Origin of the sequence: Pseudomonas sp. B35(2017) (assembly GCF_002113645.1) — a bacterium.
Taxonomy (GTDB): Bacteria; Pseudomonadota; Gammaproteobacteria; order Pseudomonadales; family Pseudomonadaceae; genus Aquipseudomonas; species Aquipseudomonas ekonensis.
Window position 1 is genome coordinate 96,037 of the sequence record NZ_NEIZ01000002.1, and the last position, 15,247, is coordinate 111,283.

At 66.6% G+C, this 15,247-nt stretch carries 11 protein-coding genes; 3 read left to right on the forward strand and 8 right to left on the reverse strand.

Annotation, left to right across the window (positions count from 1 at the left end; translation table 11 throughout):
- Positions 1-5,178: a dermonecrotic toxin domain-containing protein gene (locus tag CAG41_RS04040; protein WP_085706720.1), complete on the reverse strand. Its 5,178-nt coding sequence runs from the start codon at positions 5,176-5,178 to the stop codon at positions 1-3.
- Between the two features lie 240 nt (positions 5,179-5,418).
- On the opposite strand from CAG41_RS04040, the gene CAG41_RS04045 reads away from it, so the two are divergent.
- The 3 genes from CAG41_RS04045 (at position 5,419) to CAG41_RS04055 (ending at position 8,168) form a co-directional block, all read left to right on the forward strand.
- A complete protein-coding gene (locus CAG41_RS04045) occupies positions 5,419-6,438 on the forward strand; it encodes an alpha/beta fold hydrolase (RefSeq protein ID WP_085706721.1) in 1,020 nt (339 codons plus the stop codon).
- Positions 6,439-6,567: 129 nt separating this feature from the next.
- Positions 6,568-7,263, forward strand: coding sequence for a hypothetical protein (locus CAG41_RS04050; RefSeq protein ID WP_085580179.1), 696 nt, complete (start codon positions 6,568-6,570; stop codon positions 7,261-7,263).
- 8 nt (positions 7,264-7,271) lie between these two features.
- Positions 7,272-8,168, forward strand: a complete 897-nt coding sequence (locus CAG41_RS04055) for a hypothetical protein (protein WP_256575640.1) — start codon at positions 7,272-7,274, stop codon at positions 8,166-8,168.
- Positions 8,169-8,197: 29 nt separating this feature from the next.
- Here CAG41_RS04055 and CAG41_RS04060 read toward each other — a convergent pair whose 3' ends face one another.
- The 7 genes from CAG41_RS04060 to CAG41_RS04090 all read right to left on the reverse strand — a co-directional run bounded on the left by CAG41_RS04060 (position 8,198) and on the right by CAG41_RS04090 (position 15,174).
- Positions 8,198-8,527 (reverse strand): GlpM family protein, encoded by a 330-nt coding sequence (locus tag CAG41_RS04060; RefSeq protein WP_170929942.1) that lies wholly within the window; start codon positions 8,525-8,527, stop codon positions 8,198-8,200.
- Positions 8,528-8,547: 20 nt separating this feature from the next.
- Positions 8,548-9,876, reverse strand: a complete 1,329-nt coding sequence (locus CAG41_RS04065) for a sigma-54 dependent transcriptional regulator (RefSeq protein ID WP_085580185.1) — start codon at positions 9,874-9,876, stop codon at positions 8,548-8,550.
- Positions 9,873-11,774: a sensor histidine kinase gene (locus tag CAG41_RS04070; protein WP_085580187.1), complete on the reverse strand. Its 1,902-nt coding sequence runs from the start codon at positions 11,772-11,774 to the stop codon at positions 9,873-9,875. The genes CAG41_RS04065 and CAG41_RS04070 overlap by 4 nt, the downstream gene beginning before the upstream one ends.
- A 144-nt stretch (positions 11,775-11,918) precedes the next feature.
- Entirely contained in the window at positions 11,919-12,653 is a 735-nt protein-coding gene (locus CAG41_RS04075) for an amino acid ABC transporter ATP-binding protein (RefSeq protein WP_085580189.1), read from the reverse strand.
- A complete protein-coding gene (locus CAG41_RS04080; protein ID WP_085580191.1) occupies positions 12,650-13,321 on the reverse strand; it encodes an amino acid ABC transporter permease in 672 nt (223 codons plus the stop codon). Before CAG41_RS04080 ends, CAG41_RS04075 begins: the two co-directional genes overlap by 4 nt.
- Positions 13,321-14,067, reverse strand: coding sequence for an amino acid ABC transporter permease (locus CAG41_RS04085; RefSeq protein ID WP_016773392.1), 747 nt, complete (start codon positions 14,065-14,067; stop codon positions 13,321-13,323). The genes CAG41_RS04080 and CAG41_RS04085 overlap by 1 nt, the downstream gene beginning before the upstream one ends.
- A 192-nt stretch (positions 14,068-14,259) precedes the next feature.
- Positions 14,260-15,174: a glutamate/aspartate ABC transporter substrate-binding protein gene (locus tag CAG41_RS04090; RefSeq protein ID WP_085655973.1), complete on the reverse strand. Its 915-nt coding sequence runs from the start codon at positions 15,172-15,174 to the stop codon at positions 14,260-14,262.
- Between the last annotated feature and the right edge of the window lie 73 nt (positions 15,175-15,247).

Below are 15,247 nucleotides of genomic sequence, written 5' to 3' on the forward strand. Positions count from 1 at the left end.
TCACAACGCGGCAAAGTGCTTGAGCACCGTCGCTCGACCGAGATCGCCGCGCCAGATCGGTTCGACCTTGCCGCCGCCTTTGGCCTGGGCCTGCTGCCATTGCAGGCCCAGGTTGCGTTGCTCCGGCAGTTTCAGGTGGGCCTTGCTGAAACCGGTCAACGGCGCTTTCGCCGAAGGAAAGTGGATGTGCACATACCACAGGGTATGCGCTGGCTGGCGGATCAGGTCGCGCACGGCGTACTCCTGCAGGAAGTCCCGGGCGCCGTCCGGGCGTTTCCCCAGGTCGCGCAGACCGCCTTCCTTGACGAGGTCCGCCACGTTTTGCTCCAGCAGGTAATCCAGGTAACCCTCGGTCGGGGTCTTGCTGCCCATCGATTGCCGGATGCGCAGCGAGCGGGCGTCCAGGGTGAGTTGCCGGGCCTGATCGGTGAGGCGCCGGACCATCGGCTCGTGGGGTGAGCGCCGCTCGATGATCTGCGCGCGGATCGTCAGCTCCTGCGCCTCGCGCAGCAGCATGTCCTCAAGATCCGCCGGCAGCATGTCCTGGCGGGCGTAGCCGTGAACCCTGTCTTGATGGGCAGGCAACGCATCGAGCCGCCTTCGGGCTTCGTTCAGCAACGGTTGCAGCGGCGGTTCGTGCGTCGGCTGCGTCGGGGCAAGCGTTTCGTGCAGCCGGTACTTGCCGTTGGCCTGCGGGATCCAGGTTTCGTTGTGCCCATTGATCCCTTCGATGGTGAAGCGGGTGCTGCGGGTATCGGGATCCGTCAGTTCGCTGCCGATGAGCAGCCGGTCGTCCTCGGCCCTGAACAGTCTCTTGCCCGGCGTCCGTTCCGCCGGCACGACGGGCGTCACGTTGCGCAGCGCGTTGCGGGTGCTGTGCTCGATCTGCGTCAGTTGTTCGAGAAACGCCGAGAGGTGCTCCAGATCCAGGTGCTGCGGGTAGCCCAAGCGCCAGGCGTTGAGGCGGCGGCGGAACTCGGTGTACGCCGTCAGGGCCGCTTCAAGGATTTGCCGGCGCTGCGCCTGGCTGGCCTGCACCTGCGGCAGGTTGTGCTGGACGTACAGGGTGCGGCCGACTTCGGTGCGGGCCCGCTTCAACTGTACGTGAAAGTACATCCAGGCGGGGTCGTCGACGGCATCGGCGCGGGTGATCAGCTCCAGCAGGTGGGCGGTCTTGAGGTAGTCATGGTTGGCCCGGCTGAACTTCTTGTTGACGGTGGCCACGTCGGCGGCCGTCCTGGCCCGGTGCTCGCGGCTGGTGATGCGGGCCTGCCAGCGGTTGAGCTCCTCCGTGAGGGCATGGGCCTGTTCGTACTCCTTGAGAAAGGCCATGCGCACGGTCTTGCGCCGATCCATCAGCGCCAGATGCCGGGGAGTGTCGGAGGCGGGCGTGGTTTCGGACTGCCTGAACAACGTGTCGATGCTGTCCAGGTGCTCCACCAGCCTGTCCTGGGCGAACCGGATCCGGTGCACGGTGCGTTCGACCACCACCCAGGCGTTGCGGCTTCGGGTGTCCTCGATGTGCGCGCGTTTTCGCCCATGGCTCAGGGGGTGCAGTTCGGTCAGGGTCTGGTGACTGTCGCGGGCGGTTTCGATGTCGCGGATGAAGGCGTTCTCCAGCGCCGGCCGCAGGGTCTTGCGCTGCTCGGGCGTGCTGTCATAGAAGCGCTGCAGCTGGACGTTGGTGCTGCGGGTCTGGCTGTTGAGCTGCCGGGTGAGCGCGTCGGCGGTGTGGGTCAGGGTCAGTTGGCGGCGCAGGTGCCGGTCGGTCCACCAGCGCGGCAGCCATTGCCGGATCGCTTGCGGCCACAGCGGATCGAGGCCGTCGGCCAGGTGCCCGAGAACCGCGCCGCCGCCCAGGCCGCCGCCGTCCATCAGGGTGCCGTGGACCGCGTAGTGGGTGTCCCAGTGGCCGTTTTCGTTCAGCGCGACGGGCATTCTGTAGCTCCGCGCCTGGGTGCCGGACAGTCGCCAGTGGCGGGCGTCATCGCTCAAAAAGACGCGGTACGGGCGGCCTGCGCGGAGGATGAAGTCCCCGTCGGCGTGCCGGTACACGTTCCGGTAGACGCCGTGGTTGAGCGGCTGCAGGCCTGCCAGGGAGATGTCGTGTTCGTACTCATAGCCCTTGAACGGGTCAGGCAGGCCTCGGCCCCTGGCGCGGTGGGCTGTGCGCGGTGCGCGGGCCTGATGACGCAGGCGCGTGGCCGAGCGGGCGGCGGAGGGGGCGGCCGCAGCGGCCGGCAGGATATCCATGGCCGCATCGATCAATGACAGCAGCACGGATTCGACCCCATCAAGGCCCTCCGGGACATTGCCTTGCAGAAAGGCCGCCGTTGCCCGGTTGGCGTTGCCCCACGCCTCGTGAAGCGCAATGGCCGTCCCCACGAACGGCACCACGCCGAGGGCCATCTTCAGGTAATTGAACACGGAGCCGTCGGCCAGCGCATGGCGCTCCGCGGCGAGGGCATCGTTGGAGCGGGCGCTGCAGCGATGGGCTTCGAGCAGGCGGCCCATGTGCACGTGGATCAGGTGGCCGGCCATTGAGGTGGTGGCCGGCCACTTCGGCCCGACACCGATCAGACCGTCGAAGTTGCGCCGCACCGCCTCTTTGATCCGGCCGGCATGGCGTGCAGGCTCGCCCGCCAAGGCACGCCCGGCCAGGTAGTCGACCATCGTGCCGGGCACGCAGCGGTTGAACAGGTCCAGGCGGGCATCCTCCAGCGAGCCGAACTGGCGCAGGCAGTCGCCGTCAGGGGCGTCAGGCAAGTATTGCAGCGTCAGCCCGCTGACGCGCTCGACGATAAAGGTCACGCCGGTCAGCGTGCTCGGCCCCTGGGCCGGCGTATCCTTGCCGCCCACGGTCAAGTGCGCCGGCCGCAGTTCGATGCGCTTGCCGTCTACGGCGTAGGCCGCAGGATCCGACGCGTCGGTGGCGATCTCCAGCACCTTTCGGCCGATGTGGTCGATCCGGCCTTGCAGCAGGGCACGTTCGCCTTGCAGGCGCAGCATCAGCCTCCAGGGTTCGCCCAGGCATTCGCGGCGCCAGGCGCTGCTGAACGCAGGTTCTTCTGAGGGGCCGAGGAAGGTGGCGACCAACTGGCGTTCATAGTGTCCGGGCAGGTCGAGATCCGGCACCAGCGTGCGCAGGTAGGCAGACGTGATGCCGCGCTCCAGGGTGCTGCGGTCCTGGTCGTCATCGGCGTCGATGATGACGTTCAGGAACGCCAGCCGCTGCTGCATGGCCTGGTCGATGTTGAGGCGGGCGAGTTCGACGAGCGTCAGGCGCGTGCGCTCCCGGCCGGCCACCAGGACCAGTTCATGCGGGGTGCCGGGCCCGGGGGCCGCCATCGTACTTTTTTGGTAGGCCGTGGCGACCGGCAGATCCAGCGTGACCGCAAAGCGCTGCCGGAGCGCAAAGTCCTTGCGCAGGCGGGCGTCGATCCGGGTCTGGAAGAACACGTCCCTGGGCGGCAGTTCGCGGTCGATAAGCGCCTGGCAACGGTGCGCGGCATCGAGCCACTGGTGGATCAGTCCCCTGAACCGTACGCGTTGCGCCTGGGTCAAGTGACCGAGCCAGGGCGGCAGCTTCTCGGCCAGCGCCGCGCTGCGCTCCTGTTCCAGCCGCTGCGAGAGGGCCAGCTCGCGGGCGGCCGGCATCGCCACCGTCAGTTTCGCCAGGCTCTCTTCGCGCAGCTTGGCCAACGCCTGGGCCCGTTCGGCGGCACGGCCGGGCAGTGGACAGTCGCGCAGGATCTTCAAGGCTTGCTGCTCGCAGGCATAGAGCTGCTCCTGCAAGGCCCAGGTGAACGGATCGCGGCTCAGCGGCGTCAGGTGCAGCGTCGCCTCGGGATCGTCGGCCGATTGCCTGAACAGGTTCCGCTCCATCGCCTGGCGCGAGCCGAAGCGCTGCAGGCCGCCGTCGCGGCCGGGCCAGTGAAGCAGCAGGGGCTCTTGCGATCCGGTCTCAAGGGCCGAGGGCGCCGCGATGACCAGCACGCCCTCAAGGTCCGCCGCGTGTCGGACGCCGTCTTGCGGCGCGGCGAGGGTGATGCGCGCGACGGTCACCTGCGCAGGCCAGTCCTCGGGAGCGGTTTCGAGCACGGACGAGAGGCGGTGGACATCGTCGTCATCGAGGTGGCCGAGCAGCCGTTGCAGTTGCGCTTCTGTCCGCAGCCCCTCGAGCCGGGCCAGGTGCAGGGCCCGGTAATGCGTGTTCGAGGGTTGGTTCCATTGTGGAATGTCCAGTCGCTGCGGTGCGCCGAGCAACGCCGAAGCGGCCTGATGGCTGGCTTGCCCTGCGCTCGCCAGGGCATCGGACAGGCGCTTGAGTGCTGTGAGGCGCTCACCGTACTGCGCGCCCTCCGGATCGCTGCCCAGCAGCGCATCGAGGGCGGCCTGTTCCCGGGCCAGCGCCTGACGACACATGTCCCAGGGAATGTCCGGCGTCATCAGGCCGAAAGGGGAGGCTTGCGTGTCGTCCGGGGTCGCCTGCGCCACCGGATCCGGCGTTTCGGCGAACAGTGCCTCAAGCGTGGCCCGATCCGGGTGGTCGGCAGCGGGCGATGCGCCGGTCAGCAGCGGCAGGAGGCTGAGCCGCAGGGGATCGCGTCCGAGCCCGATGAGCTCGACCCCGGTGGTTTGCGCAGGCACCGGATGTTGCCCGACCAGCCAACGCTCCAGCGCCTGCCCGTTTGCGAAGCGTCTCAGCGCCGGCGAGCGGGCGGGCGAGTACAGCAGCGCCGGCGCATCCGCCGCCTGGAGCGCAATCGTCATCACGCCGAACAGGCGCCGGCTTTCGCCTTCTCGGACGGTGAGCAGCGGTTGCGTGATTGATGCCGCGTGATCATCGGTGGCCGTCGGATCCGACCGTTTCAGCAGTTGCTGCCATTGCGCGGTGTCGATCAGTCCCTCGGCACGGGCCAGGTCGCAGGCGCCCTCGAAATGCTGGCGATACAGGCTCAAGGCGTGATCCCGGCGCGACAGCGGCGTACCGAGGGCGCGGGCGGTCCACCAGCCGGGTTCAGGAGCCGCAGGACACTGCGCCATCAGCGCGAGCCACTGCCGGCGGCAATCGTTGCAGCGTGCCGTGGCCTGGAGGCAACGGCGCTGATCGGTGTTCGGCGGCAGCGGATGAAACGGATCGAAACCGGTCAGGTCGGGAACGGGCAGGTCGAGCATGATGAGGGGGCTCCGTGAAGGGTGGGCGGCAGGCAAGCCGTCTTCACGTCATTAGAAAGCCCTGCGGCGAGGCCTTGGCGGTATCGGGTTATCGGGGCGCTTTGTGGAGGGGCTCGTCTGGATAACGCCCGGAAGACCGTTCGGCGCCCTTCATCAAACTGTCACGCAACTGTGGCAGCGCGCTTGAACAAACTTCATCAGACTCGCGCTCTACTGGGGTTCTGCGTTTCGGTGTTTTTCATGCGTGTATTTTTATTGCTGGCCGCGCTGGTGTTCGGCCTGCCTTCATGGGCCGCCTCGCGTTGCGATGTGAACGTTGCGACCGAGCGGGTCGACCTGGCGCAGGTGAGCCTGGCCTACCAGAGCATCGGCCGGGCGTCGGATCCGGCGCTGCTGCTGGTGATGGGCCTGGGCGGGCAGTTGATCCATTGGCCCGACGAGGTGGTGGTCGCCCTGTGTCAGCAGGGCTTTCGGGTGATCCGCTACGACAACCGCGACGTGGGGTTGTCCGCTTGGCGGCAGGCGCCGGCCGAGGCCAACCTGACGTTCGAGGTGCTGCGCTACAAGCTCGGTCTGCCGGTGTCGGCGCCCTACAGCCTGACCGACATGGCCGACGACGCGCTGGGCCTGATGGATGCGCTGCACGTCGAGCGGTTCCATGTGCTGGGGGCGAGCATGGGCGGAATGATCGCCCAGCACCTGGCGGACATGGCGCCGCAGCGGGTCGAGAGCCTGACCCTGATCATGACCAGCTCCGGCGCCGAAGGCTTGCCGGCGCCGAGCGCGGCGCTGGTGCAGTTGCTGTCGCGGCGCGGGGCGCCGAGCCGCGAGGTGGCGCTGGAGCAGCAGGCCGACCTGCTGGCGGCCCTCGGCAGCCCGACGGTGAAAGACGACCGGCAGGTGTTGCTGCAACAGGCGGCGGTGGCCTATGACCGGGCGTTCAACCCCGAAGGCGTCAAGCGCCAGATCATGGCGATCCTCGCGGAGCCGAGCCGGGTGGCGCTGCTCAACCGGTTGCGCGTGCCGACCCTGGTGGTGCACGGCACCGCCGACCCGCTGCTGCCGGTGATGCACGGCGTGCACCTGGCGGCGCATATCCAGGGCAGCCAATTGCGGCTGATTCCGGGCCTGGCCCACCGTTTCCAGGAGGCGTTCAAGGCGCCGTTGCTGGCGGCGGTGCTGCCGTACCTGCAGGCGCACCGCGAGGACACCTCGCACTGGGCGCAGATCGAACCGGCGGCGGGCAGCAACCTGCTTTGACCGGGCGGCAGGGCGTGAATCGGTCGGGCGCGCCAATTTTCGGTCGTCAAAAAAATATCAATGTGCCACTATTGCCGTCTGTCCGCTGCCGCAAGGGCCGCGATGATTTCACGCATAGGGACTTGATTCATGACGTACCGCACTTTCCGCACCTGGGCTGCGTTGACGCTGCTCGCCTGCCTGACGCTCACCGGCTGCGCCCACGTGCAACCGCCCGTGGCGCTGGACAACCAGTTCTGGGACGCCAAGGAGCCAACCATCGGCGTGGCGATCAACGCCGTGCCCGTACCGGTGCTGGCCTTGACCGGCAATCAGGGCCTGCTGGACCTGGCCATCAACAAGGGCGTCAACAGCAAGCTCAGCGACAACGTCGAGACCTGGCAGGTGCGCGACTTCAACACCCTGCCGGAGGCGATCGTCGCCAAGCTGCAGGCCAAGGGCTACAAGGCCAAGCGCATCGAAGAGCCGCTGAACATCGCGTCCTACAAGGAAATGTCGTTCCGCGAGGGCTACATGACCCGCGACCTGACGTCGCTCAAGGCCGCCTACGGTGTCGACCGTCTGGTGCTGGTGAACGTGTACGCCACCGGCGCCGTCCGCAGCTACTACAGCATCGTGCCGACCAGCGCGCCGATGGCCCATGTGAGCGGGGAGGGCATGGTGGTGGACCTTTCGGACAACCGGCTGCTGTGGTTCAAGCCGTTCACTGTGACCCAGGCCGCCCAGGGCGAGTGGGACGAGCCGAACTACGCCAACCTCTCCAACGCCTTCTACCAGGCCATGGACGACAGCCGTCAGCAAATGATCAGCCCGTTCGCGCAATGAGGCACCGCATGGCGGCGGGCCTTGCGCTGGCCCTGTTGACGCTGGCCGGATGCGCGCAGAAGCCGCTGCCGCCGGCAGGCTTCAATGACCCGACCGCGTTGCCCTACGTGCAGGCCCACGGGCTGAAGGTCGAGGTGCAGGTGCCGCCGGAGTTCGTCGGCGCCAGCACGGTGATCGATGCCAAGGCCGCGTTGAAGGCCCAGTCCTCCAGCCACAACCTGGTCGCCAGCTCCGGCAACAGCGCGGGGTTGGCCGGCATCATGGTCGCCAGCCTGATCAATACCCAGATGGGCAGCGGCACCTTGCAGCGCGATGCGCAGAAGGCGGCGTTCAACGAGTCCCGGCCGATGGCCGACCTGCTGGCCGGCATCCCGGTGCAGGAGCGCCTGCAGCGCCGCTTCACGCAGGCTTCGCAGGCGGCGGGGCTCAAGCAGGGCGAGGGCCAGGTCACGGCGCGCCTGTTGATCGAACCCCGGCTGATGCTGACCGCCGACCGCGGCAGCTTTCTGTTGGTCAACCAGGTGCAGATCCAGGACATCGCCGGCTCGGCGCTGTACCGCATGAGCATCGAAGTGGCCAGCCAGCCGTTCCGCCGCTGCGGGCAGCAGTGCATCGACGACGGCAGCCTTGAGCTGGCCAGGGTCACCGCCGCCCTCGACGCGTGCATCGACGAGGCCATGCGCGTGCTGGCCACCGACCTTGCGCTGCCGCCGGCGCCGGCCGCCGCCCAGGAAACCCTGCGCTACGTGCTCGACGGCCAGCGGGTGGTGGAGCGCGGTTACCAGTTGCAGCGCAGCGGCGACTACTGGCGCTACCGCAACCTCTACGGTGCGGTGAAGTCGGTGCCGGTGCCGTTCGAGGATGCGCTGACGCCGGCGCAGCTCGATCAGGCCTACGGCCGCTGAGACCGCGCCGGCCGGCTCCTGGGCCGGGGTCAGCTGTGCAGGCGCACCCAGACGCTGACCAGCACTGTCGCGGCCATCAGCCACGCCACCGCCGCCACGGCCAGGGAGGCCTCCAGGCGCATCCGGTCGACCATCACGTACAGCGTCGCCAGGTAGACGAAGTACGGAATGATCGACCACATGCCGAACACGATGGTGGTCTTCAGGTCGTCGATCGAGCGGCCCTTGCCGACGATGTAGTGGGCGATCAGGGCGAAGGTGGGAAACAGCGGCACCAGCCCAGCGATGTAATAGTTCTTGGTCTTGGACAGCGCGGCGAGGATCACCACCACCGCCGCGCCGATTGCCGCTTTCAGAATCAGGTCCACTGTGATCTCGCTTAATGGCTCAGGCCGTACTTTTTCACTTTGTCGAACAGCGTGGTCTTGGCCATGCCCAGTTCCTGGCTTGCCTGGGTCAGGTTGCCGCCGCTGCGCTGCAGCGCATCGCCCAGCAGGTTGCGCTCGAAGGCTTCCACCGCTTCGGCGAACGCCAGGCCCTGGCCGGCGCTGCCGGCGCCGGACTTCTTGAAGGCCGGCAGGCCCAGGGCGAAGCGTTCGGCGACGTTGCGCAGTTCGCGCACGTTGCCCGGCCAGTCGTGGCTCATCAGGCTCGATAGCGTCTGGTTGTCCAGCTCCGGCGCCGTGCGGTCGAAGCGCAGCGACGACTGCTGCAGGAAGTGCTCGAACAGCTGCAGGATGTCTTCGCGGCGCTCGCGCAAAGGCGGCAGTTCCAGGGTCACCACGTTGAGCCGGTAGTACAGGTCGCTGCGGAATTCCCCGGCCTTGCTCGATTCGTCGAGGTCCGATTTGGTGGCGGCGATCACCCGGCAATCCACCGCCACGCTCTGGTTCGAGCCCAGCCGCTCCAGGGTGCGTTCCTGCAGCACCCGCAGCAGTTTGATCTGCAGCGGCAGCGGCATGCTCTCCACTTCGTCGAGGAACAGCGTGCCGCCGTCGGCGTGCTCGATCTTGCCGATGCGGCGCTTGCCGGCGCCGGTGAAGGCGTTGGCCTCGTGGCCGAAGATTTCGCTTTCGAACAGGTTCTCCGGCAGGCCGCCGCAGTTGAGGGCGACGAAGGCCTTGCCGTGGCGCCGGCTGAAGTCGTGCAGGCAGCGGGCGACCAGTTCCTTGCCGGTGCCGGTCTCGCCTTCGATCAGCACGTTGGCCGAGGTGTCGGCCACGTTGGCGATCAGTTCGCGCAGGTTCTGCATGGCCGGCGAGCGGCCGATGATCCGGCCCTCAAGGGAATCGCGTTCGGCCAGTTGCCGGCGCAGCGACGAGACCTCCCGGGCCAGGCTGCGCTGCTCCAGGGCGCGGCGGGCGACGTCCACCAGGCGTTCCGGGGAGAACGGTTTCTCCATGAAGTCGTAGGCGCCTTTCTGCATCGCGCCCACCGCCATGGAGATGTCGCCGTGGCCGGTGATCAGCACCACCGGCAGGCTGCGGTCGCGGGCCTTGAGCCGGGTCAGCAGCTCCAGGCCGTCGATGCCCGGCAGGCGGATGTCGCTGATGACGATCCCGGCGAAGTCGTCGCCGACCCGCGCCAGCGCCTCTTCGGCGCTGCCCACGCCGATGCAGGGAATGTCCTCCAGGGCCAGGGCCTGCTGGCAGCCGAGCAGCACATGGGGGTCGTCTTCGACGATCAGCACACTAAGGTCGTTGTTCATATCGGCTCGTCAGGTGGAGTGCCTGCCAACGGCAAGCTGAGGACGAAGGCGGTGCCGCCGTCGGCCGGGTGTTCGACGCCCAGGTGCCCGCCGGTGGCGGCGGCCAGGCTGGCGGACAGGGTCAGGCCCAGGCCCAGGCCCTGTTCGCCGGGTTTGGTGGTAAAGAACGGCTCGAACAGGTGCTTGCGCGCCTCGGCGTCGATGCCGTGGCCGTTGTCGCGCACCCGCAGGCGGTACTTGCCGTCGAACGTTTCGCCTTCCAGCCACAGCGCCGGCAGCGGCTGCGCCTGCATGGCGTCCAGCGCGTTGCCGATCAGGTTGACCAGGATCTGCTCCAGGCGGGTCTGGTCGATCTGCACCTGCACGTCGTCGAACCGGCGGTGCAGTTGCAGGGCGGTGTTCTCCAGGCGGGCGCCGAGCACCTGCAGCGCCGCGTCCACGGCCTTGCCCAGGCTGGCGCGGCCCTTGTCGTCGCCGCGGCGGGCGAACGAGCGCAGGCTGGCGGTGATCCGGCCCATGCGGTCGATCAGGTCGTTGATGGTCTTGAGGTTGGTGCTGGCCACGTCGAGCTGGCCGCGCTCAAGGAAACGCACGGTGTTGCCCGACAGCGTGCGCATCGCCGCCAGCGGCTGGTTCAGTTCGTGGGCGATGCTGGTGGACATCTGACCGATGGCCGCCAGTTTGCCGGCCTGCACCAGTTCGTCCTGGGCCCGGCGCAGGGTTTCCTCGGCCTGGCGCCGTTCGCGGATCTGGCCCTTGAGCCGGTCGTTGCTGGCGCGCAGGTCGGCGGTGCGTTCGGCGATCCGTCGCTCCAGCTGATTGTTGGCTTCCTGCAAGGCTTCGCGGGCGGCGAGGCGGGTGGCGATCACCTTGCGCCGTTCGTTCCAGGCGATCAGCAGGAACGCCACCAGCGCAAACGCGACGGCCACCAGGATGCCCTGGTTGATGGCTTCGCGGCGCAGGTCCTGCAACGGCGTGAGCAGGGTGAAGTTCCACGGGGTGTCGCTCAGCGGCCGGGTCTGCGCCAGGTAGCTGATGCTCTCTTCGTCGCTGCCCAGTTCGCTGTTGGCCGGGAAGGTGAGCTTCTCCACGCCTTCGGCCAGGGTCTCGCGGGCCAGCGGTTGCAGTTCGTTGAGCGGGAACCAGTAGTACTGCAGGCTGCGGGCGAGCTTTTCCTTGGTCTCGTCGCTCAGCGGCACCACGGACTTGAGGCGCCGGGCCGGGTCGCTGGAGAGAATGATGATGCCGTTCTCGTCGCTGACGAACGCCTCCAGCCGCGCCCGTTGCCAGCGTTCCTCCATGGCTTCCAGGCGCACTTTGACCACGGCCACGCCGATGATCTTGCCGTGCTCCTCCAGGCCGTGGGCCAGGTAGTAGCCGGGTTCGCCGTTGGTGCTGCCGATGCCGTAGAAACGGCCGGGCTGGCCGCGCACGGCGTTCTGGAAGTAGGCGCGGAAGGACAGGTCTTCGCCCAGGTAACTGTCGACGTCGCGCCAGTTGCTGGTGGCCATGACCCGGCCGGTGGTGTCCATCACGTAGATGGCCCGGCTGCGGCTGCGCCGGTTCAGGCCTTCAAGGTAATCGTTGACCGTCTGCCGGTGTTCCGGGGTCGGGTCGTCGAGCAGCTGCGAGACGCTGGTCTCAAGCTCCAGCAGGCTCGGCAGGTAGGTGTATTTGCTGATCTCGCTTTCGACCGCCCGGGCGTGCAGTTCCAGCTGGCGCTGGCCGTTCTCGCCGAGGCTGCGGATGCCGAAGTGCTCGCTGGTCCAAAAGCCCAGGCAGCCCAGGCCGACCATCAGGGCGATGACCAGCGGCGGCAGGAACAGATGGCGGATCAGACGGGGTTTCACGGCAAGTGACGGCGGCGCTGCGCGATAGAGATTGGGGTCGCATTTCATCACAGATGCCTTGGGTCAACCACAACACAAATCAGCCCCTAGAAGAGCGGACTTGCCGCGAAGGCGGTGGATCGGTCAACGGTGAGGTTGAATGTTCCGGCCTCTTCGCGGGCAAGCCCGCTCCCACAGGGTCAGCGGTGCTCCTTAGTGCTGCAGGATTTTCTCGAGGAAGTGCTGCGCGCGCTCCGAGCGCTGGCTCACGTCGCCGAAGAATTCCTCTTTCGGGCAGTCTTCGATGATCTTGCCGGCGTCCATGAAGATCACGCGGTCGGCCACCTTGCGGGCGAAGCCCATTTCGTGGGTCACGCACATCATGGTCATGCCTTCCTGGGCCAGCTGCACCATCACGTCCAGCACTTCGTTGACCATTTCAGGGTCCAGGGCCGAGGTCGGTTCGTCGAACAGCATGACGATCGGGTCCATCGCCAGCGCACGGGCGATCGCCACGCGCTGCTGCTGGCCGCCGGACAGTTGGCCCGGATGCTTGTGGGCGTGGGCCGAGAGGCCGACGCGATCGAGCAGCGCCAGGCCTTTCTTGGTGGCTTCTTCCTTGCTGCGGCCCAGCACCTTGATCTGCGCGATGGTCAGGTTCTCGGTGATGGTCAGGTGCGGGAACAGCTCGAAGTGCTGGAACACCATGCCCACGCGCGAACGCAGTTTCGGCAGATTGGTCTTCGGGTCGGCGATGGAGGTGCCGTCGACCACGATGTCGCCCTTCTGGAAGGGCTCCAGCGCGTTGACGCACTTGATCAGGGTCGACTTGCCCGAGCCCGAAGGGCCGCAGACCACGATCACCTCACCTTTCTTGACCTCGGTGCTGCAGTCGGTCAGCACCTGGAAGTCCCCATACCACTTGTTGACGTTCTTGATAGAGATCATACGGCGAACCTTTTTTGCAGACGCTTGACCAACCGCGAGGCGGCGAAGCTGATGATGAAGTAGACGAGACCCGCGAAGATCAGGAACTCATTGGAGCGGCCGATGATGTCGCCGCCGGCGCGCGAGGCGTTGAGGAAGTCCACCAGGCCCACGGTGTAGACCAGCGAGGTGTCCTGGAACAGGATGATGCTCTGCTGCAGCAGCAGCGGGGTCATCTTGCGGAACGCCTGGGGCAGGATGATCAGGCGCATCATCTGGCCGTAGGTCATGCCCAGCGCCTGGGCGGCGCCCATCTGCCCCTTGGGGATCGACTGCACGCCGGCCCGCACGATTTCGCAGAAGTACGCCGCCTCGAACATCATGAACGCCACGATGCAGGAGGTGAACGCGCCGATCGGGGTGTCTTCGCCGGTGATCCAGCGCAGCACGAACGGCACCGCCAGGTAGAACCAGGTGATCACCAGCAGCAGCGGGATCGAGCGGAAGTAGTTGACGTAGGCGCCGGCGACGTTCGACAGCACCTTGTTGTGGGACAGGCGCATCAACGCCAGCACGGTGCCCAGCGCGATGCCGCCGACGACGCCCAGGGCCATCAGCTTGAGGGTCATCAGCATGCCGTTCCACAGGCCGGGAATGGCCGGGACGATGCCACTGAAATCGAATTCCATCATTTACCCCCTACGGAGATCAGGCCCGGCACGGCGACTTTCTTCTCGACCAGTCGCATCAGCAGCATCAGGCTCATGTTGAGGGTGAAGTAGATCAGGGTGGCCAGGGTGAAGGCCTCGAACAGGTTGGCCGAGAACTCGGCGGTCTGCTTGGTCTGGGCCAGCAGCTCCATCAGGCCGATCAGGGACGCCACGGAGGAGTTCTTGAACACGTTCAGGAATTCCGAGGTGAGCGGCGGAATGATGATCCGGTAGGCCTGGGGCAGCAGCACGTTCCAGTAGATCTGCGGCAGTTTGAAGCCCATGGCGCGGGCGGCGGACTCCTGGCCGCGCGGCAGCGCCTGGATGCCGGTGCGTACCTGCTCGCACACCCGGGCGGCGGTGAACAGGCCCAGGCACACGACGACGCTCAGGTAGGCCGAGGTGGTCGGGTTCAGGTCCTGCTTGTACCACTCCTGCAGGTCCGGCGGCAGCAGGTCGGGCACCAAGAAGTACCAGATGAACAGCTGAACCAGCAGCGGCACGTTGCGGAACAGTTCGACGTAGCAGGTGGCGATGCCCGAAACGATGCGGTTCGGCACGGTGCGCATGATGCCCAGCAGCGAGCCGAGCAGCAGGGCGATGATCCACGCGACGATGGCGATGGCGATGGTCCAGCCCAGGCCGGAGATGAACCAGTCGAGATAAGTCTCGCTGCCCACGCCGGTGGACTTGAAGAACACGCCCCAGTCCCAGTTGTAATTCATTAGGGTCTCCCCTCGGATTCGATCATGTACAAGTGCCCGCCTGGGGAAACTCCGTTCCCGCCCCGACCGAACGTCGGGCACACACGATCGGCTCGACAGCCACCGGTTCGAGTGTTCCAAAAATGTGCCAGCAGGGAGTGACCATCCCCTGAAAGGGCCGTGGCCCTTTCAGGGGATAAGGTTAGTCAGAAATCAGGACTTCTTGTCGTCAGCCGCTTTGTCGGTCGGGTTGGCGATCAGGGCCTTGAGTTCGTCGCTCATCGGGAAGTTCAGGTTCAGGCCTTTTGGCGGGATCGGCGACCGGAACCATTTGTCGTAGATCTTGTTGATCTCGCCGGACTTGTACAGGGCGATGATGGCGTCATCCACGGCCTTCTTGAACGGCGCGTCGTCCTTGCGGACCATGCAGCCGTAGATCTCGTAGGACTGCGGCGTGCCGGTCACGGCCCAGTCGGAAGCCTTCTTGGCCTTGGCGGCTTCGCCGGCCAGCAGGGCGTCGTCCATCATGAACGCGACGGCGCGGCCCGACTCCAGCATCTGGAAGGATTCGCCGTGGTCCTTGGCAGAGATGACGTTCATCTTCATCTGCTTGTCGGCGTTCATCGCCTTGAGGATGCGCTCGGACGTGGTGCCGGCGGTGGTCACGACGTTCTTGCCGGCCAGGTCCGGAAAGTCCTTGTACTGGGAGCCGGCCTTGGACAGCAGACGGGTGCCGATCTCGAAGATGCCGACGGAGAAGTCGACCTGCTGCTGGCGCTCGACGTTGTTGGTGGTGGAGCCGCACTCGACGTCCACGGTGCCGTTCTGCACCAGCGGGATGCGGGTCTGCGAGGTCACCAGGTTGTACTTGACCTGCAGGTTCGGCGCGTCCAGGTCCTTCTTCAGGGCTTCGACGATGGCCAGTTGGATGTCATGGGAGTAGCCGACCGGTTTGCCGGAGGCGTCGGCGATGTAGGAAAACGGAATGGAGGCGTCGCGGTGACCCAGGGTGACGGTGTTCGACTCTTTGATCTTCTTCAGGGTGCCGGTGAGCTCGGCGGCGAAAACTGGTGTGCTGATCAGAGCGGCAGCAATGGCTGCGCCCAGGATATGGGGAACGATGCGCATCAAATTTTCCTCGACATTGTTTTTTTTATGGAGCCGGTTGAGCGGGCCCTTTTGTGCTTCGAATGCCTGACGG